1 protein-coding gene is annotated in these 21,388 nt (G+C 58.8%); it reads right to left on the minus strand.

Features of this window, described 5'->3' with window-relative positions; translation table 11 throughout:
• Positions 1-104 precede the first annotated feature (104 nt).
• Entirely contained in the window at positions 105-21,203 is a 21,099-nt protein-coding gene (locus tag L2D14_09720) for a LamG-like jellyroll fold domain-containing protein (GenBank protein WNJ98158.1), read from the minus strand.
• Positions 21,204-21,388: the final 185 nt, after the last annotated feature.

Raw genomic sequence — 21,388 nt, forward strand, 5'->3', positions numbered from 1 at the left:
ACATCAAACGAAATGCGCCCTTTAATTGGAACGCCTTTTTTGTAAGGGCACAAATATTGCCGGGCTGGACTGCTTCAGGATTGCGGCTGATTTCCCAGAGCGCTTTACGGTACGTCGATATGTATGGTTTCAACCGTCTGGTTGCCGTCACTGTCGGTAATCGTGACGTTGAAGCTGTCGTCGGCATTGGTTGTATTGATGTATTCGAAGCTGCCGTCGCTATCAAGATTAAGCGTGCCGTTGGCCGCAGAACTGACGCTATAACTGAGGGTGTCGTTGCTGTCGGCATCGGCACCAAGGATCAGGCCTTTGTAGGACGCGCCGGCGGAGATGCTGATGTTGTGTAGATTCTCGTGCGTGCCGCCGATGATCGATCCGTCATGGTCGTTCCCGGATTGATCCGTTGCTATGTGTCCGACACCTTCATCAAAGGTCCAGTATCCGGCCAGTCCCTGCTCAGCTCCATTGAGCTGTTTATCATAGGTGTTGGTAATTTCAGTTGCCGTGCGCACGTCGTTCCAGACCCGGACTTCTGCTATGGAACCATTGAAATATTGGCCGAAGACACTTTTCCCGATGCTTGCTACACCGCTTGTCACGTCAATGCTTGTCGTGCCGGTTTTATCAAGTGAGCCATCAACATAAAGGCTTATGGTGCCATTCATGCCGCCTGTGAAGGATGCGGCGACATGATGCCATGAGCCGTCGGCGACGGTGGCGTTGCTCATGGTCCCAACCGAACCTGGGTTGTGCAAAGCAATTTTTCCGCCTGTGATGAAGAACAAACTACTGGCTTCAGTATCGGTATTGTCGCCAGCAGCAAAAACGTACTGATTGTTGGTCACGTCACTGGTTTTGATCCAGGCTTCATAAGTGAAGGCGTTGGTTCCCGGTAACAAATTGGCATCGGATCCTAAATCGACGTAATCGTTAGAGCCATCCAGTGTGATTGCATAATTCGTCGGCAATGTCGGGTCCTGGCCGACACGAATAGAAACCGTTTCCTGCTCGGTTTCGGCGCCGGCGGCGCGGAGCGTAAAGGCGTCGGTGCCTGAGTAGCCTGCATTCGGGACGTAATTCCAGACGCCGGTTGTGCTATCTATTGTTACGGTGCCGTTTCCAGCGGCCGTCTGAACTGTATACGTTGCCGATGTATTGGTGTCGCTCGCGGTAAGCTGTCCGGTGGCGATGGTATCTTCGCTGATACGCATGCTGTTGGTGCTGATGTCCGGTGTCACGTCGACAATTGACGCACCGTTATTCAGCGTCAGATCATTACTGCCGGCATAATCGTTCACGGCACCGGAACCGTTATCGCTGCCGCGCCAGTAGGCGTTGAGACCGGTCTCGGAACCGTTGAGTTCCTGGTTCATGTATTGCTGAATTTGTGCGGTCGTAAGATCCGTGCCCCAAATACTGACCTCGGCCATGTCGCCGTTAAAGTTCCGGCTCGACCCACCGTCGCCAAGGGTGATTGCGCTGGCTGTTGTGTTGATCGTCACGTCCAGCTCATCGTCATCGTAAAGCGCCGTGACAGTGCGTAATTGCACACCATCCTGATAGACCCTGAGATCACGTAGCTTGTTACTACCCGACGGTAGCACCATTGTATAATGATGCCATTGTCCATCGTCGGTTGCAGTTTCCGGGAGGAAGGTGATAGCGGCGCCACCGATATCGATAGAAACACCCTTTCCGCCCTCAAGGCTGCTGCCCGGTTGGTCCCAACCATTCAGCCCGAAAATCAGGTTCAATCCTGATCCGCCACCGCCATAGGATACCATCGACTGTGCGCTGTCGCTGGAGGTTTTGGCCCACAGCATTATGGTTCTGGCTGCTGCACCACTGGGGCCGAGGGTCGTTGTCGCCGTCGAGGCGCTATCGTTGGTGCCGTCAAAATGTAATGCCTTGTCTAGGAAGCTGACGGATATGCCGCCACCAGCACCGCTGTCAACAACCTTGGCGCCGTTCGTCAATGTGCCGTCGTTGCTGTTTTCCCTGTTGCCGCTGCCGCCGTCGGTCATGGTAAAAGCACTGTCGCGAACCGTGTTTCCGCTGACGTCGTCGAATGTATACTGCGTCAGCAAGTTAGTCGTGTCGTAGTCGTAGGACCGAGACATGCCATCGCGAATTTCGGCTTCAGTGCGGGCGTCGCCCCAGACACGAACGTTGTCGAGTTGTCCGTTGAAATGCTGCAGCGGTGAGTTGGCACCTTCCTGATATGCGCCGATCGTCAACGGGTTGCTGTTCAATGTTGGTGTGCCGGTGATTCCGGTGGCAGAGGCTTCAAGGATGCCATCCACATAGAGTTTCATGGACGAACCGTCGTAGACCCAAGCACCGTGATGCCAGACGCCGTCATTGACATTCGATGTCGATGTTATGCCGTTTGTGCTCAGACCGTTGGTGGCGGTTGCCAGCTTGCCCTGATAAATAGCCATCGAATAACCGTTCAGGGAGGTGTTTACACCCTTGGAAACAATCCGCCCCGCCTGCAATTCGTCGCTGCTGCCGTGGGCCGATGTCTTGAACCAGGCTTCGAGGGTCCATGTTGTCGTATTTAGCGCGGCGTCATGGGCGACGGTAACGTAATCGTTCGTGCCATCCAGTTGCAGCACATCGCCGGTCGGGCCGGTGGCGGCGACGCCGGGGTCGTTCCCGTTGTCGATGATCTGCGCGTCGTTCCCGTTGTCGGCCATGTCGCGGACAACGCCGTTCTCGATATCCTCAAAAGTGTAATAGGCGACGAGGCTGTCCTCGGAACCGGTCAGAGTCGTGTTGAAGTTGGCCTTGATCTCGTCGCCGGTCCGTGCGTCGTTCCAGATGCGGACGTCGGCGACGGCGCCGTGCATCGGGCTTTCGTTCGACCAGTTAGATTGTCCGATGTAGTTATTGGTGCGGACCACGTCCTGCGCGACCTGCTGGCCGGTGGTCGTCTTGACCAGTTCGCCGTTAATATAGAGGTGTCCGTTTCCGTCGCCGTCGTTGACACCCGCGACGTGCACCCATTCGCCGGTCGGCGCCGTCGTGTCGGATTTGACAGAACTGCTTGTTGAGCCATTGCGCGTATCGAATGAGAAAACATCCGAACCCGGATCGATGGCCAACAGCAGGTTGTCATCATTTTCGCCCTGGCCCAGATCGATGATCCGCATCCAGTTGTTGTCCGTGAAGGCGGCCGGATTGTAATAGACCCAGGCCTCCATCGTATAAGCGCCGGATATGTTCTCCGACATCGGACCGATGTCGACGTAATCGTCGACACCGTCGAATTGCAGGGCTGATTGCGTCGGAGACACGGTGGCCTCTGTCGCCGCCGTGACGGTCAGTGTGATGGTCTCGTCATCCGTGCCGGACGTGGCACCCGTAGCACGGACGGAAAAGCTGTCAGAGCCGATGTAATTGGCATTCGGTGTATAGGTCCAGTCGCCGGTATCGGAATTCAGACTGACGGTGCCGTGATCCGGCTGATCTGTAACGGTAAATGTCGCATCGCCCGTAACGTCGGCGGTGGTCATGGTGCCGGAGAAGGTATCGGCGGTCGACAGGCTGACGGTGTTTCCTTCGATGCCAGGACGCGGATCGATGATTGTTGGATTGCCATTGGCGGTACCGGTGTTGGTATTGGAGCTGCTGTCGGTAATCGAATTGGTGCCGTCGAATTCCTCAAAATTATAATTTAGTGTCAGGCCACTCTCATTGCCGGTCAGTGAGTGATTGTAATTGGCAGCAATCTCGGCTGCTGTACGCACATCGTTCCAGATGCGGAAGTCCGAGATCGCGGCATCTGTATCGGCGTTGGCGGTGTAGAGAGGATGGCCGATATAAGCACTTGTCGTTGTAATTTGCGACGCATCAAGTGTAACGGTGGCGCTGGCAAACTTTTCACCATTTATGTAGATCGTCGCGATATCGTTTGTGGAATCTATGGAAACGGCAACATGGGTCCATTCGCCGACGTTGATGGTTGGACCGACGACGGTTTGTTCGCCACCCGATCCGCTTGTGCTGATCGAGAATCGTGATTTCCCAGTATTATCCTGAATGACGAAGGCCATATAGTCATTAGGACTTGTCGTCGGGGATTCTCCGAAGTCGAAAAGCCGTTGGAAGTCTGCACCGCCACCCCATTTAACCCAGCTTTCAATTGTCATGTCGGCTGAATTTGTTGCGCTGCCGGGAATAGAAACATAATCGCCGGTGCCGTCGAGACTGATGGCGCTGACCGGCAGGTTGATGGAATTAATGCCGTCACTGACTTGAAGTGTGATGTCGCGGTTGTTGGACGTCCTGTCCTCAATAGTAACCCCGTCGGCGCTTTCCATAGTAAAGTAGGCGGCCAGGTTTGCTTCCGATTCGGAAAGCTGTTTGTCGTAGTGCGATGCGATTTCATCTGTCGTGCGAGCGTCCGACCAGATGCGAAGATCGTCCATCATTCCCTTGTAGGACGGGTTCGTACTGTAATTGTCATCGCCGATCAGTAAATCGACGGTACTGGCAAGTTGCGACTGAGTTAAAGTGGCCGTGCTGACGGGCGATCCGCTTGCCACGCCATCGACGTAAAGTTCAATTGTATTAGCCGTGTCATTGTAGACAGCCGCTATGTGGTGCCATCCGCCGTCATCAACATTAGTTGTGTGTCCGACAGCGACAAACGAATCATTGTCACCTATATAGAAGATAGGTGTATTCCCATTGTCCTGAAGGCTGAGTTTCCAACCATTGTAGACGCTCGCATTCGGCTGGTTCATTTTATCCAGAATGCCTGCATGCGGGCCGTTGGTGTTGCCATTGACCCATAACTCGACAGTAAAGCCGCTCGACGTTGCATTGAGGGCGTTGGTATGCGCGATGGTGCCTGCCACGCTGGCACCATCCATTTGCAGGACGGCGCCGGCGATGTTCGGATCATGATCGGCGCTGACCGTAACGGTAATCGTCTCCTGATCGATAAAGCTGCCGTCGGTCGCCTGAAGCTGGAAGCTATCGGAGCCCGAGTAATTAGCCCCCGGGGTATATGTCCACTCGCCGGTCGATGAATTGATGCTGACCGTGCCGTGCTGGGCCGCCGTAGTAACGGAGTAACTCGCAGTACCGACGACATCCGACGCCGTCATGGTGCCGGTGGTGGCGGTGTCTTCGTTTGTGACAATGCTGGAGGCGAGCAGATCGAGGCCGCCGTCCGAATAGCTCGGCCCCGCCGCATCGTTCGGATGATTGGCGAGGGAATAGGTCGGGCTGTTCAGCGCCGTCCCGCTGTTCGATCCCGCGCTGTCATTGCCGGTACCGTCCTCGAACGTGTAGTTGGCGACCAGCGTGCCCGACTGGTTGCCGGTCAGCGTTGATTGGAAGTTGGCGGCGATTTGAGCCGCCGTACGCGCCGTGTTCCAGATCCGGACATCATCGATATGACCGTTGAAGTACTGACCCGCCGTGCTGCCGCCAGCATTGATGGCATAACCGATGCCGAGATTGCCGCTGTCTTGCTTCGGTATTGCCGTCACCGAAAGCGTATTTTCCAGTTGCCCGTCGAGGTAGATCGAAACCAGATCGTTTGTGTTATCGAAGACTGCGGCAAAGTGATGCCATGACCCGTCGTTGACTTTGATGTCGGTTTTGAGCGCCGTGCTACCACCCGCATCGTTGTTGAAGCGAAGTTCTGCATATCCGTTGGGGTCAACGTCTATACTGTATTGCATGCCGCCATCAAGACTATCGGCATTCTTGAACAGGATGCGCTGATAGTCGCCAGGGCTGGCTGAGGTCTTGAACCAGCTTTCAAGAGAGAACGAGCCCGTTGTGCCGAAGTTGAGCGACGCGTCATCGGATACGGTATATCCCTGATTGGTGCCGTTGAGCGTCGCGGCGACGGACGTCACCTGCAGGTCGTTGTTGTTCGACGTGACATCGTTGACGGACGTGCCGTCGCGATCCTCGAACGTGTAATAGGCCTGTAGCCCGGTTTCGTTGCCTGCGAGTTTCTGTGTGTAGTTCTCGCGGACTTCCGTTGCTGTCCGCGCCGTCGACCACATTCGCACATCGGCAAGCCTGCCGTTGAACGCGCCAACCGTCGAATTAACCGGATTGTAGCCGCCGATGGCGACCTCGCCGACCTGGATATCGTATGTCACGCTGTCGACGGACTTCACCAGTTCGCCATCAACATAGAGTTTTAGGATATCCGTACCGCCGTCGTAGACAACCGACGTATGGTGCCAGTTGCCGTCGTTGACGGTCAGATCGGCAGCGTTGATAAGCTCGCTACCCGGATTGGAGACGGCCAGCTTGCCGTTGCTCAGGTACAGTTTAAGTGAGCCGTTCGTGACTTCGCGACCGAGATCAAGAAGGCCGCCCGTGGTCGAAGTGGTCTTGAACCATGTTTCCATGGTGAAAGAACCCGTACCCACCTGCATGCCGGACGGTGTGGCTGTCAAAACGTCATCAACGCCATCGAAGACGGCCGAAACTGCGTTGACCTCGTTCGATGTGACATTGACTGCCTGTACGTCGACGGTGATCTGTTCGGCATCGGTTTCGCCGCCGCCGGATGCGGTGACATAGAACTGCACCTGGCCGTTGAAATTGTCGACCGGCGTGAATGTCCAGCCGCCAGTGCTGTCGATATTGACCGTGCCCTTGTTGGCGATGGTCAGGGACGTGGTGGCGGAATGCGAGGCACTCGAATTCACACCGAAGGTTGCGGATGTCGGCACGACATCGTTCGTGGTCATGGTGCCGCTGGCGGTGTGGTTTTCCTGTACGGCGACGCTCAGGCTATGGATAGCAGGCGTGCTATCGACGAAAGTCGGATCGTCCGTGCCGACCGTATTGCTGGCGCCGAGCATGGCGTTATTGTTGCCCGCCGTGTCCGTGACTGTTTGACCAGAGCTTTCGTTGAATTCGTAATGCGCGACCAAGGCACCACTGGCATCGCCGGCGATGGATTGGTCGTGATAATCCGCAATCTGCTGGTCGGTACGAACCGTGTTCCAGACCCGCACATCGGCAATGTCGCCAGTGAAGGTTCTGGTCAGGCTTGTGCCGTCGGTGTCGATCTGCGTGCCGATCTTGAACGTCGCATTGGTTGCGGTCGCGGCGCTGACCACGTCGAGGGTATTACTGTAGGTGCCGGTGGAAACTGCTTCACCGTTGATGAAGACGGTATAGGTACGTTCGCTGACGTCGCGCGTGACTGCGACGTGGGCCCATTCGTTCGCAGAGAGCGTGGCGACAGTCGTGATACCGGGCTCGGAACTGCCGTTTTCATGGAACGCATTCAAGGTGCCGTCAGATTTCAGATTCAGACCGAACAGGTACGTGTCGGCGGGGATGGCGTCGCCGTTCTTGCCGCCAAGCGAGATCAGCGCCTGTGTGCCGCTGATGGCATCCGGTTTGACCCAAAGCTCAACCGTCATGTCGCCGTCGAGTTGCAGTTCGTTGCCCGTGCCAGAACCTGCATTGATGAAATCGCTGCCGTCGAGCGATATGGCTTTTTGCGGCAGGTTGAGAACGTCCGCGCCGTTGGTCAGCGTGCCGGTCAGGTTGTTGCCGGAACGGTCGGTCACCGTCGTGCCGTTTGTGGTGTCGAACGTCCAGTTCCCGGCGAGGCCATCGCCGGTCGACACCAGCTGATCGTAGTTGGCCTGTATCTCGTCAGCTGTGCGCGCGTCGTTCCAGATGCGGACGTCGTCGATCATGCCGTTGACGTAACGCCCGGCATCGTCGCGGCCGATGTAAAGCGGTCCATTGTTGACGCCATCGGTGGTGAAGGCCTGCGGGTCGCTGACCCGCTCGCCGTTCACATAGAACGTCACGTTGGTGCCGTCGAAGGACGCGGCAACATGCGTCCATTCACCGGCCTGAACGATGCCATCGGATGTCTTTACTGTCGCCGACGCCTGCGAGAAAACCCCGATGTGCCCGTTCTCGACGAAGAGACGGTAGTTGACGTTGCCGCCGCTAGACTTGTCGATGATGTTCTGGAGCGCAGTCGTGCTCTCGAGGTTGATCCAGGTCTCCATCGTGAATGCGCCGGAGAGATCGAGCGCCGCGTTATCTGCCACCGTGACGTGGTCGTTCGTGCCGTCGACAACGAGTACACCGCCGTTCGTGACGGGGGAACGCTGCGCCGCGTCGGCGTTGATCGTGACGTTAATCGTCTCGCTGTCTGTGGTGCCGTTGGCGCCGGTCGCGGTCAGCACGAAGCTGGCCGAACCGTTGTAGTTTTCGTGCGGCGTGTAGGTCCAGCGGCCTGTGGACGTGTTCAGCGTTACTGTGCCGTGCGCGTTCGTGGCGTCGACGGCGAAGGTGGCGGAACCGTCGGCGCCGCCCGAGTTCATATTACCCTGAACGACCTCGTTTTCGTCGATCGTGATCGCGTTGGCGTAGATGTTTGGCGAAACATCGACGCGATTGTAATCGCCGATCGCGGTGCCATCGTACGTGCCGGAATTCGCGGTGTTGGTGACGGTGCTGCCGGACGTTTCCTCGAACGTATAGTTCGCCAGTAGGTTTCCGTCCTGATTGCCGGTCAGGGCCGTGTTGTAGTTCGCCTGGATTTCCTCGCCGGTACGCACGCCGTCCCAGACCCGGACATTGTCGAGCTTGCCGTCGAAATAGTGGCCCGTCGACTGCGCCGGATCCGTCGTGGCGATGAACAGGCTCGCAGTGCCCAGAAAATCACCGTCAAACTGTTCCACTGCAACCAGTTCGCCGTTCAGGTACAGGCGTGCGACATTGCTGTCGGCATCGTACGTGCCGGCCCAATGGTTCCAGACGTCTGTGCCGTCGCCGTTCGGGCCGGTCGTATCGGTGTAATCGATCCGGTAGTTGCCGGTGTTCTGATTGAAGCTGTAGCGGAACGTGTTGCTGTCCATGAAGCCGGCGTGGAAGAAGTGCTGGTTGCCGCTGGTACCGTCATTGCTGGTGAGCGCCAGATCAATGTTTGCGGTCGAGTCCCGATAGGCATCGAATTCCCAGCTAAACGATTTGTTGGCGAGATTGATGCCGCTGGTAGAGACGTAATCGCTGCTGCCGTCGAATTCCATCGACGCACCGAGTGTGTTGTTGACGCGCGCGTTACCGGCAAGCGTCGCATCGTTGTTGTTCGACGTTGCGTCCTGCACCGTCGTACCGGTGGCGTCGTCGAAGTTCCAGTATCCGGCGAGGCCGTTTTCGGAACCTGACAGCTTCTGGTCGTAGTTTTCGCGGATTTCATCGGCGGTGCGCAGATCGTTCCAGACGCGCACGTCGTCGATCAGGCCTTCGAACTCCTCATCAATTGCCGGGCGGCCACCAATGGCGAAGGCGCCGGTGCCGGACGTGATGGAAGTCGGGATGAAGCCGTCCGTTTTGGTTGAAACCAGTTCGCCGTTCGCGAAAAGCTGAACCGTGCGTGCGCTGGCATCGTAGGTGAGGGCCAGATGTGCCCAGGTATCAACCGATACGTCGTAACCGGTATCGGTCCAGTTCCAGGTTCCGCCCGGGCCATTGAAAGCAAACTGAATGCTTCCGTCGGCAGCGCGGCTGAGCAGATACGCATTTTCTTTCCCCGCGATAACGCCGCCCAGGGGACTGGCGCTGCCGGGGCCTTGCGGATTGATCCACGCTTCGATTGTCAGGTCGCCCGTGATGTCGAGGGCATTCACATCGCCGACGTAGGCCCATGAATTATTGCCGTCCACTTGAAGCACGCCGTCGTGCGCTTCGAAGTTGGTATCGGATTTGATGGTGATGGTGATGATTTCGTCATCGGAGAAGTTGACGCTGTTATGTGTCGAGGCTGCCCGCAGGGTGAAGCTGTCCGAGCCGTAATAGCCGTCGGCCGGATCGTAGGACCACGCGCCGGTCGAGCCGTTGATCGTGACGCTGCCGCCGTTTGCCGTCGTTAAGGTCGTCGTGCCGCCGACGATGGAGTAGGCGGGTGTGCCCGGTACGTCGATGCCGGTCATGGAACCGGCGGCAACTTCGCTAGACTGAATTTCAATGGCATTGCCGTGCACGGAAGGCTCGGACCCGCTGGCCGGGTCGACGATGTTGGCCCCACCCGTCAGCGTGCCGTTATTGTCGCCGGCGATGTCCTGAACCACGTTGCCGTCAGTGTCGTCGTCGAAGCGATAGTACGCCTGCAGATTGGTCTCGTTGCCTGCCAATTGCTGGTCGTAGTTGTCGCGGACTTCCTCTGCCGTGCGAATAACATTCCATATCCGGACTTCCTCGATCTGCCCTTCAACGTAATCGGAATGAACGGGACGGGCGCCTATGGTCAGCGGATTGCTCGTGGTGTAAATGGTCGTCGGAATGTTGGCATGGGTCATCTCACTTACAAGGTCGCCGTCGGCGTACAGTTCAATCCGTCCTGCGCTTTCGTCATAGGTCAGCGAAAGATGCGTCCAGGTATTGAGTGCCAAATCATATCCAGTATCGACCCAACTGAACGCATTTGAGGCGCTGGCGATGGCGACGTTAATACTGCCGTCTGCAAAACGGCCAAGGGCGAACTGCCCTTCCTTGGCGATGATTGGGCCGCCGGTCGTATTGCCCAGATTGCCGGTGCCGGAAATATTGACCCAGGTTTCGACCGTGAAATCGCCGTCCAGGGCGTTTTGGGTTGCGTGTGCGACCGTGACGTAATCGTTGGTGCCGTCGAGGCTGAGCGCGCCATCGGAGATTTGCACCGCATTGCCGTCGTCAACGCTGTTGATGGTGACGGTGATTTGCTGGTCGTCGTTGAAGACGGTCCCGTCTGAATCGGTACCGGAGACGCGCAGCGTAAAGGTGTCGGTGCCGTAATAATTTTCAACTGGCTTGTAGGACCAGGTGCCGTCCGTGTTCATGGTAACGGTGCCGTGTTGGCCGTTCGTCTGTGCGGAATAGGTCGCCGTGCCCGGTACGTCATTGGCCAGCATGTGGCCGGTCGCGACCTCATCTTCCTGAATGACCAGCGTCGTCGCGGTGGTGTCGTTATCAAGATCGATCCACGTCGCGCCGGAAACCGTCGCATCAGGCGCCTGTGTGCCACCTGTGGCGTCGTTGGCAGCGGTCGAGCCCGTGCCTTCGGCAAAGTCGTAATAGCCGACCAAGCCGCTGGTGGCGGGATCGATCTCGTTGCCGAACTGGTCGGCAACCTGCTCGTCGGTGAGTTTGGTGTTGTAGATCTGGACCGGGCCGACTTCGCCTTTCCAAGGGGTCCAGTACGCATCCGGACTGTCACCGATCTGCAGGTCTTGTCCGCCCCAGTTCCACGCGGCAGACGATTGTACAGAACCGACGAGCTGTCCGTCGACGTAGACCTTGTTAAGACCGCCTGCAGCCTGATCGTATACGACCGTCACCTGGTGCCATGCGCCGTCAATGACGCCGGGGTTGGAGACACTGATCTCGGCGTTGAGGCTATCCGCGTCCTTGCCTTGAACAAGAACGTCGCCGTCCGGCTCGACGGCAATCAAAAGGCCGTTATAAGACGTTGTCGCGTCGTGACGACCCATGAGGATGGCGCCATTCGTCGGGTTGGCGCTCGTGTCCCACTTGAACCAGGTCGACCATGTACCCTGCGCGCTGTTCAGGCTGGTATCGTTAGCAATGGTGATGACGTCGTCGGTGCCGTCGAACGACAGTCCGCCCTTGAGATCGTCGATGACCTTGGCGCTGCCGTTGATCGTCAGGTCACGGTTATTGCCGGACTGATCCTGCACCGCTGTGGCCGATGTCTGATCGTCGAACTTGTAATAGGCCTGGAGATTGGTCGTGCCGCTGGCGACCGGTTGGTCGATGCCGTCGCGGATCTGCTCCTGTGTCCGTGCCTCGGACCAGATCTTGACTTCGTCGAACAGCGCATTGGTCGGTTGCGATCCGCCGTCAAGATCAATACCAAGGCGCAGTGCCTGCGCGACATTAGTGAGTGTCATGGTACTGTTGGCCTGTGACGCCACCAGTTCGCCGTTGACGTAGGCTTTGAGAGTGGACCCGTCGTGCGTGAAGGCGAGGTCATACCAGGTGTCGGTTTGTAGCGTGAAGTTGCTGCTCGCGGATGAGCCGGTGGACGCGTAGAAGTTCAGCTTCCCGCTGGAATCGACGTAGGGCACGTAGCGCGCGTTGCCGCCTGTTGTGTCGTAAATCGTCAGAATGCTCTGCGTGGCAGCAGGCAGTTCGGCGAAGTTGACCTTGAACTCGATCGTAACCTGATTTGAGATCGTGTTTGTGCCGATCGATCCGCTGGCGTGCGCCCCGGACTCGCCTTCCGTGTGCAGCACGCCGTCGTTGATAACGATGGAGTTCTCGGCATCATTGTTGACGGTGACCGAGATCGTCTCGCTGTCGAACGTCGAATTGTCGCCGCTGGCGGTCAGATTGAAGTTGTCCGTGCCGTACCAGTTGTTGGCAGGTTCGTAGGTCCATGCACCGGACGACGTGTCGATGGTCACGGTGCCGCCGTTGGCGGTTTCGACTGAAACCCGGCCATCCGCATCCGCGGCGCTGGTCGTCTTGCCGGTGACGGAGACGGAGTAGGTGGGCGTGCCCGCGACGTCGTTGGCCGACATCTCACCCGAGAGAGTTGCGTTTTCTTGTATCTCGCCGGATGTGCCCTGAATGGTGGGCGCCGTCGCCACCAGGGTCGCGTCCGTTCCCGCGTTATCGACAATGGCGAGATCAAGTGTGCCCGAAGTATCCAGGAGGTTGCTCGAAACGACTTCATCCAGAGGATAATGCGCGATCAGCTTGCCGCCCTCGTTGCCGGTGTAATTCTTATCGACGTTGTCGGCGACTTCGGCGACGGTCCGGGCGACGTTCCAAATACGGACGTCGGAAATCTGACCGGTGAAATCATTGCCGCCACCGAGGCCAGTGCCGATGCGGAAAATGCCGCTTGAAAGGTCGAAAGCGGCAAGCGTTGTTACGCCGACCACTTCGCCATCGACAAAAAGCCGGGTGATCCCCGTCGAGTTATCGTACGAAACGGCGAAATGATGCCAAAGCCCGTCATTGACCGCGGTCGTGCCCTTCACATCGGCAGCGTTGTCACCGGTCGACCGGTTGAACCCGAGGCTTCCGTCACTTTCAATTCGAAGCGCCGTGCCATTGCTGGTCGTCGAATTGCCCGAGTTTTCACCGATGCTCATCATTGTTTGCACGCCGGCTGCATCGGTTCTCACCCGCATTTCGTAGGTAAAGCTGCCGGAGCCGGTCAGGACGGAATCCCCGGCAACCAAATCCTTCCGCAACGTGTCGTTGCTGCCGTCGAAGTTCACTGCGTGGAGCGGAATGGAAATGATCTTCGTATCGCCGGCCAGTGTCCCGTCAAGCGCACTACCGGTCGCCGTCGCCTTGTTGTCGAGAGTGCTGCCGTCCGGATCATCGTCGAAGCGGTAATAGAGCGTTAGGTTATTCTCGTTACCGGCAAGCTGTTTCTGGTAATTGGCGGAGATTTCGTCGGCGGTGCGGGCATCGGACCAGATGCGGACCTCGTCGATCTCAAGAAGTTGGGTTTGGGAGTCGCTGCCGATACGCGAAGCGTCTTCCGGTATCGTCAGCGAATAGGTTGTGGTTGTTTCCAACTGGCCGTTGACGTACAGCGAGATGTTGGTGCCGTCATACGTGACAGCGACGTGGTTCCATGCCTGGTCGTTGACGGATGTCGTGCTGACGACGTCGGTCCCAGCATACGTATCGAACTTGAGTTTGCCGTCTTCTAAGAACAGGAACGCGCCTTCGCCGGCGGTATTGGAATCGCCGAGCATGATTAGGTCCATGCGACCGGCGGTCGTGTTGCCCGTCCGTATCCACGCTTCAGCCGTGAACGCATTGGACCCGAACGCCAATTGGGATTTCGATCCCAGATCGACGTGGGCGGCGTTACCGTCCAGTTGCAGTATTCCATCCGGCATGCCGACCGAGTTCTCGTCTCCGGCACCGGCGACGTTTACCGTGATGGTCTCGGAATCGCTGCCTGACGTGGCGCCGGTGGCTTTGAGCGTAAAGCTGTCACTGCCGGCATAGTTCGTGGCCGGGGTGTAAGTCCACTCACCCGTGCTGGAATCGATCGTTACCGTGCCGCCTTTGGTCGTCGTGAAGCTGGTAACCGTCGTGGAGCCGTTGTCGATGCCGTACGTCGTGGTGCCGACGACGGTGTTGTCGTGCACCATCTGGCCGGTCGCGGCCGTGTTCTCCGCCGTGTCGACGGTATTGCCGTAAATCTGCGGTGCGGCATTCTCGGCAGGGTCGACGACCGTCGGTTCCGCACTGTCGCCAAGCGTGTCCGACGCGCCGAGGCTGCCGTCGTTGTCGTTGGAGGTCTGGTCCTGAACGGTGCCGTTCTGAACATCATCGAACTGGAAATAGGCCTGCAGATTGGTTTCCGAACCAGATAGCTGCTGGTCGTAGTTCTGACGAATATCCTCGGCGGACCGTGCTTCGGACCAGATACGTACTTCGTCCAGCTTACCGTCCAGATAGCGCCCCTGTGTATCCCGGCCGATCAGCAGCGGGCCATCGTTAACGGTGCCGATTTCGCTCACCGTTGCCGCCCCGGCGAGTTCCCCGTTCACGTATATCTTCAGGCTGTTGGCAGCGGCGTCATAGGTATAGGCAACATGTGTCCATGAACCGGCGGAGACCGAAGCGCCGCTCGGCGCAACAACGCCGCTTTCGGGTGACCAGAACTGCAGTTGCCCTCCAGACTGGATGCTCAAGCGATAGTTGGTGTCGTCGCCCGAAGTCGTTCCCTTATCCAGGAGAGACTGTAAGTTCGTTGTGTTGTCGAGATTGACCCACATCTCGGCGGTGAAGCTGTCGCCGCCAGCAAAATCGAGCGAATTGCTGTCCGCCACCTGTACGTAGTCGTTACTGCCGTCGAAGTTTAGATGCTTGCCGGCGACTTGAACGTCCAGATCTGCATCGACGCTGAAGCTGAGCTGATGGACGTTGACCGCGCCATTGGTGTCGGTGACCTGCACCGTGATCGTGTCGCCGCCGTGATATCCGCTGGTCGGCGTGTAGGTCAGCGTGCTGTCCGTCGAATTATCCGTGAAGTTGCTGATCGCGCCGTGTTCCGGCTGATCGAGCAGCTTGAACGTGAACGGTCCCGTCAGGCCGGTCGTCGGCAGCGTTACGTCGACGCTGCCGTCTTCGGACAGCACGATGTCGTTGTCGATCTGGATATTGTCGAAGCGGACAACCTGCTCGCCGCCGGAGCCTGTGTCCTCGCGGCTCGTCAGGACGACGTAGTTGCTGCCCGAATAGTCCGTCGTGTCGGTGGCGGTGATGGTGGCCGTGTTGGCGCTGTTGCCGACCTCGGTCACGGTCAGTCGGACCATCGAGCCGTCATCGTAGACGTCGAACGTGTATTCGGTGTCCTTGCGGAAATCGATGGAGCCATTGCCGGAGTTGGCAACGGATGTCAGCGAGCCGTTGACGAAGCGATCGATCAGAATGCGGTCATCGCCTTCGACGGCAGAGAAGTTGAGGCCATTGCTCGGCAGACCGTTGGCGTCTGTCGACGACGGATCGGTCCGGGTCATGACGTGCATGAACCCGCCCGTGCCGCTGTCGAACATGAACGTGCCGGTGACGTGAACTGGATCGGTCGCCGCCGGTTTGTGCTGATCAGCGGTGCGCACCAGTTCGCGGTTCTGCACGACCAGCTCGCCGGTGCTCGTATCGACATAGGCGATGTCGTTGGAGCGGCTGTCCCCGTGCGAGCCTTCGACCACCGCCCATTCCGTCGTGTTCGGCCCAGGGAACAGCAACGTTGTGGTTGTCGTCGTGGTGCCAGAAATGGAGCCGTTGTTGGTGTTTGAGGATCCATCCGTGATCGTTGAGCCGGAAATGTTGGCTGCGCGCCAATAGCCGACCAGAGTAGACTCGCCTGCGGGGTTCGAGAGGTCAGGGAGGTGCTCGGCCGCGATTTCCGAGTCCGAGCGTGCCTCGTTCCAGATGCGAATATCGTCGATCAAGCCGGTAAAGAAATCGCCGTTGGCATTTTCGTTGGACCCCACTCTGACCGATCCCGTGACGACGTCCTTCGAAACTCCGGTGAACGTCTTAACGAGTTGGCCGTCGACATAGAGTTTCAGTGTGCTGTTGCCATCGTGTGTCGCCGCGACGTGATGCCAGTCGCCGTCGGCCACACTGTCGGCACCGCCCGTGCTGCCGGCGGCATAGACGGTTTCACCGCTATGGTCGGTGTGGATGTATTTTAGCTCTCCGTTTTCGACGACCAGTTGGCCGGCGGTGCTTGACGGATTGGTCGCCGTGATGCTCAGGCCGTCGATCTCTTGTGTCGAGTTCGCGCCGCCCGTGCGTCCGGTGAAGATGTAATCGTAAGAGGTCTTGGTCGCGTTCTCGTAGGCCGTGATCCTGTGATTGGTGAGGATGTTCGTGCCGCCGACCGTAACGGTCAGGCCTGAATGCGTATAAGAGACGTCGACCTCCACACCGCTGGCGCTCGTGAAATCGACCGAAGTGTTGGCGGAACCAATGCGCGAACCATTCCACCACACTTCGACACCTTGCTCATCGCCAGAGACATCGGTGTTGTCGAGGGTGTCGAACGTGACGCTCAGACCGCTGGAGAGGGGGTCTTCCCCTAGGCCAAGCGTGCTTGCCAGGCCGTAATGGAAGCCAACGCCGTCTGCGATGCCATTGCCGCTGTCGGTGATGTACAGATCGAAATTCGCGTCGAAGTACGTCGCGCCGCGCAGGTTGCTCGGTGGGTCGATGGTGGCTGTGGCATTCTGGCCATGGTTGTCACTCGATGAGACGAGCAGGTCGTATGTGCCGATTCTGTTGCTGTCGGTGCCATTGGTCGAACCGACTGCGATGTAATACTCACCCGAGTAAGGTGCCGTATAAGTGTGAACGGCATCGTCGCCGGTACCGCCACTGTCGCCACTGTAGCCAGAGAGCGCGTTACCGTTGTAGTCAAAAATACCCTCCAGGTCCGGATCTTCGAGCGTGCGTCCGCCGCCGCTGTCCTGACCGAGAATATTGATCGTGTAATCCCGTCCTTTGACCAGAATGACTCGAATCCAGTCGACGTCTCCCGCCGACTGCAGTTCGCCGCGTAAGGCGCTGCCGATCGACGTTTGCCCGGTGGTCGATGTGCTTTCAGCGCCATTACCGTCACCCGTGTTGGTGAGGTCATAGTCCACGGTAAGGCGCAGTCGACCGTTATGTATTCCTGCATCGCCGCTGAGCGACAGGCCGCTCGAATTCGAGAAATTGGTGTTCAGCACCGTCGCCGTTTGTATTTCGCCGAACGAGAACAGTGTATTTCGGCCTGCAGCGTTGTCCGTGCTGTTTATCCATGCCTCCAGTGTCAGCGGATCATTGCTGTCCGTCAGCGTGGTCGCATTGCCGAGCGTGATCCGGTCGTTGCCGTCGAACGACAGTACCGTCCGCGCACCGGTGTGAGACACGAAATTATCGAACTGAACTTCGTTGAAATCGACGATGCGCGTGGCACCGGTGGTGTTCGCGTTCTGGCCGTCCGACGCGGTGAAGGTGATCGTCTTCTCGGCGGATGTATCGGAATCGTGGTCGGCGGTGCGGATTGTCACCGCGCGGGCGAGGGCCTGCACGGCATCGTTGGAAGCATTGCCGTTCAGGTTGATTTTCAGCGCCTGGTTCGACGTGCCGTTCAGCGTGCCGTCGATGGTGCCGATTGTCGTTCCGGCATAGGTGACGTTGGTGCCATCGAATCCGATTTGCCCGGCGCCGTTGCCGAAGTTGTTGATCGACAAGACATCGCCGGTGGTCTTGTTCGTTGTGATGGCGATTTGCAGGTAACCCGTGCCGGTATCGGCATAGGTGCCCGTGGCCGACCCGTTCGCGTCAGGATCGATCAGCGCGAGGCCCGGATCGATCAACACAGCCCTTGCCACGTTGGCCGGTGTCGTGCGCCCGCTGGCGGCGGTGATCTTCGGCGCATCATCGACGGCGGCAACGTTCACGGTTGCGGTTTTCGTATCGGCCACAGCAGTAAACTGCTTGCCGTCTCCGACGGCGAACTTGAACGTCGCCGTGCCGTTGTAATCGGCGGTCGGCACGAACTTCAGTTGTCCGGCATCAAGTTGCGCTTTGGTAATCTCTGCATTGACGGGAATATCAGCGCCGTTCAGTTGCAGCTTGCCCTGTGCCGAGGTCGGCAGTTGCGTGATCTTGATCGCCGTGAGGGTATCGCCCGCATCGCCATCGCTGAACGAGAAGTTGGCTGTCGTCAGCGTAAGCGTGGTGTCTTCGGTCCCATTGACCGAGAAATCCGACGTCGTCGGGCGCTGGTTGTTATAGGCTTCGACGCTCGTCGAGAATGTCTCTTCCGCGCCGTTGGCGTCGGTGAGGGTCATGTTGATGGTGCGATTTTCCTGCACCACCGTGCCCGCCGAGTTTTCGAACTGCAGCGATTTCAGCACTGCCTGTACCCGTGCCGTCGTCGCATTGGCGTTAAACGTGATCAGCAGAACCTTGCCGGTGGTATCTGTGCCGACGGTCGTGTCTGCGGTGCCGCCAAGGGTGGCGTCGATGGTGCCGACCACAGTGCCGTCGACGGTGATGTCGTTTCCGGAAAGGGCGACGACCAGACCATCGACCGTTTGCGCTTTAACCGACAGCGTATCGTCTTTCGATCCGCCTGCCGTACCTGTGCCGGATGCGGCGGCAGGCGCGGACATTTCGACACGGACCGTGCCACCGTTGAAGTTACCCTCCGCATCGGCCAGCGCGATTGCGGAATCAAGCGCTACCGCGCCACCACCAGCAGAGAAGATGGCATTGCCGCCGCCGCCTGCCGTCAGGTCCGGTGCGTCGTTGACGGTCAGGATGAAAGTGTTTGAAGCATTCCCGCCCGTGGATGAGCCGTTCACCGTGATGGTGTGGCTCTGATTTACAGCGCCCGCGGCGGGCGTGCCTGTGATGGAGGTGCCGTTGAAGCTTGCCCACGACGGCAGGCCCGTCACGGACATGCTGATGCCGTCGCCTTCCGGATCGCTGAACAGGTTGCTCAGAGAAAGATCGAGCGCATCGCCCTCATTGGCCACCAAGTCGCTGACCGGGCTGGCCACCGATGGCCCTTTGTTTGGCGGCGGCGGCGGTGGCGGCGGCGGCGGCGGTGGCGGCGGCGGTGGTGGCGGTGGCGGCGGCGGTGGCGGCGGTGGCGGCGGCGGCGGTGGCGGCGGAGGTGGAGGTGGAGGTGGAACATACAAACCACCGCCTTTATCCCACGGCATGCGAATTTCGTCCGGCGGCGGTGGCGGCGGCGGTGGCGGCGGAGGTGGCGGCGGCGGTGGCGGCGGTGGCGGCGGAGGAGGTGGCGGCGGCGGTGGCGGCGGTGACGAGATGTCACCTCCATCGCCGTTCCCATCCCCGTCACCGGTGTCACCATTGCCTGTATCGCCGTCATTCCCGGCGTCGGCATCTCCCTGACCACCGGTATCTCCGTCCGTTCCCGGAGTCCCTTCGTTACCGGCATCGTTCGATTGCCCGGTTTCGGCGCTCAACCCAGAGCCTGAGCCCGTGCCGCCACTCGGTTGTGTGTCCGTCGGCGGAGAGAATGCGATGTCAACGTTGTTGCCTGAGGCCCCCTGACTTCCCTGTGGGTCTGGTGGCGGCGGTGGCGGTGGCGACGTTTCCGCCGTTTGCGTCGTTGAATCCGTGCTGCCGGTTGTTGTGCCAGCATCCGGTGTTGCGTCGTTGGCGGCAATGGTTGAAACGGTTTCTGCATCACTCGCGGCTTCTGTCGGCGTGGCGCCGTCCGTTACCGCATTCGAAAGCTGTTGCGTAAAGGCCTCGGTCGCGGCAGCAGCTTGCTCTGGCGACATGCCGGACGTGTCCGGCCCAAGATTGTCCGCATTCCCGGACGCAAGCTGGGCAAGGACCGAGTTCTGTTCACCGGCGGTAGCCTCAGCGGTGGCCGTTGCGGCGGCGGTCGACGATTCCGTGGCCCCGGCAAGGGCAGCATCAGGCGGCGCACCGTCTGCAAGCGCACCGGTCAGTGATTGCTGGAATGCTTCGTTTGCCGCCGCAGCTTGTTCCAGCGACATACCGGACGTGTCGGGACCCAGATTGTCGGCATTGCCTGAAGCAAGCTGGGCAAGGACCGAGTTCTGTTCGCCTGCTGAGGCTTCCGCCGTTGCTGTCGCAGCGGCCTGCGATGCATTGCTGGCGGCCTGCAGGGCGTCAGTGGCGGAACCCCCATTGTCGAGCGCTTGGTTCAGTGCTTGCTGAAAAGCTTCGTTGGCGGCGGCGGCTTCCTCGGGCGACATGCCGGTGGTGTCCGGACCCAATGCGCCGCTGTCGTTGTTGCCCGATGCAAGCGCGGCGAGCAGGGGATCTGCATTGGCTTCGTCGGCCCGCTGTTCGGCAGTGACCAGACTGCTGGATTCGGCGGCTTGATTGGCCTGTTGAAGTGCGTCACCGATGCTGCCACCTTCGCCAAGTGCGGCGACAAGGGCATCCTGGAACGCGGCAGCGGCATCGCCCGTGCCGTCTCCTTCAAGCGCCCCGACGGTTTCCTCGACGCCTTCGCCGGACGCGAGCGCCGCGATCAGCGCATCGCCTGGAGTTGCGGCGGCAAGTTCAGCGTCAATCTGGTCCTGGACCGCTTGTGCTTCCTCGGCTTGTGCCAGTGCTTCGCCGATGTCGGCGCCGCCATCCAATGCGGCCTGCAAGGCTTCCTCGAATGCCGTTGCGTCTTCCCCGACGGCCTGGTCGACGTTCTCGCCGGTCGCCAGTGCATTGGCGATGGCGGCATCCTGCTCACCTGCCTGCTGTTCCTGGTTGACTTGCAGGGCGCTGAGAAATGCCTGATCGGCGGCGACAACGGCATCTTCCGCGCTCAACCCTTCGGACATGATGTCGACGAGGGTGGAGCGGAACGCGTTAACGGCTGCGGCTATGGATTCCGGCGTGGCATTGAGGTCGGCGGCCCGGGCCAGGCTGCTTTCCAGCATCTGGCCCATGGCTTCATCAATATCCTGACCCTGGGATATCGCCAGAAGTAAGGTGGCCAGGGCTTCGGGGTCCAAGTCTATGGCAGTGCCGGGAGAACCACCGGGTTCGCCCGGCGCGCCGTCGGGGGGCGGTTCTGACTGAGCGACATCCGATGTGACGTCTGGCTCATTGCCCACCTGTGCGACAACGATCTCGCCGGTATCGTCAGGTGTGGTCGATGGCGCCGTTTTGGGCGTATCGGGTGGGTTGTCTAAAGCCATATTGGATTTTGTTGCCCCGAGACCTTTTTCATATTGCCTAAACTTTTATAAAATTACCACTCTTGCGGCAGTGATACACGTCACTCAACATTGCCAGTGTTAATGGTGATAACTAATTGAAAACAATAGTAAAAAAATAGCTTTACCGCGTGCTCAGCAAGACTCCTTTATACGGCTGGATTAAA

The sequence above is a fragment of the Thalassospiraceae bacterium LMO-JJ14 genome (genome assembly GCA_021555105.2).
In the GTDB taxonomy this organism is placed as follows: Bacteria; Pseudomonadota; Alphaproteobacteria; order Rhodospirillales; family Casp-alpha2; genus UBA4479.

Excerpts from the sequence above, each read along its gene's own strand:
- L2D14_09720 (WNJ98158.1), bottom strand. The coding sequence starts at position 21,203 with ATGGCTTTAGACAACCCACCCGATACGCCCAAAACGGCGCCATCGACC.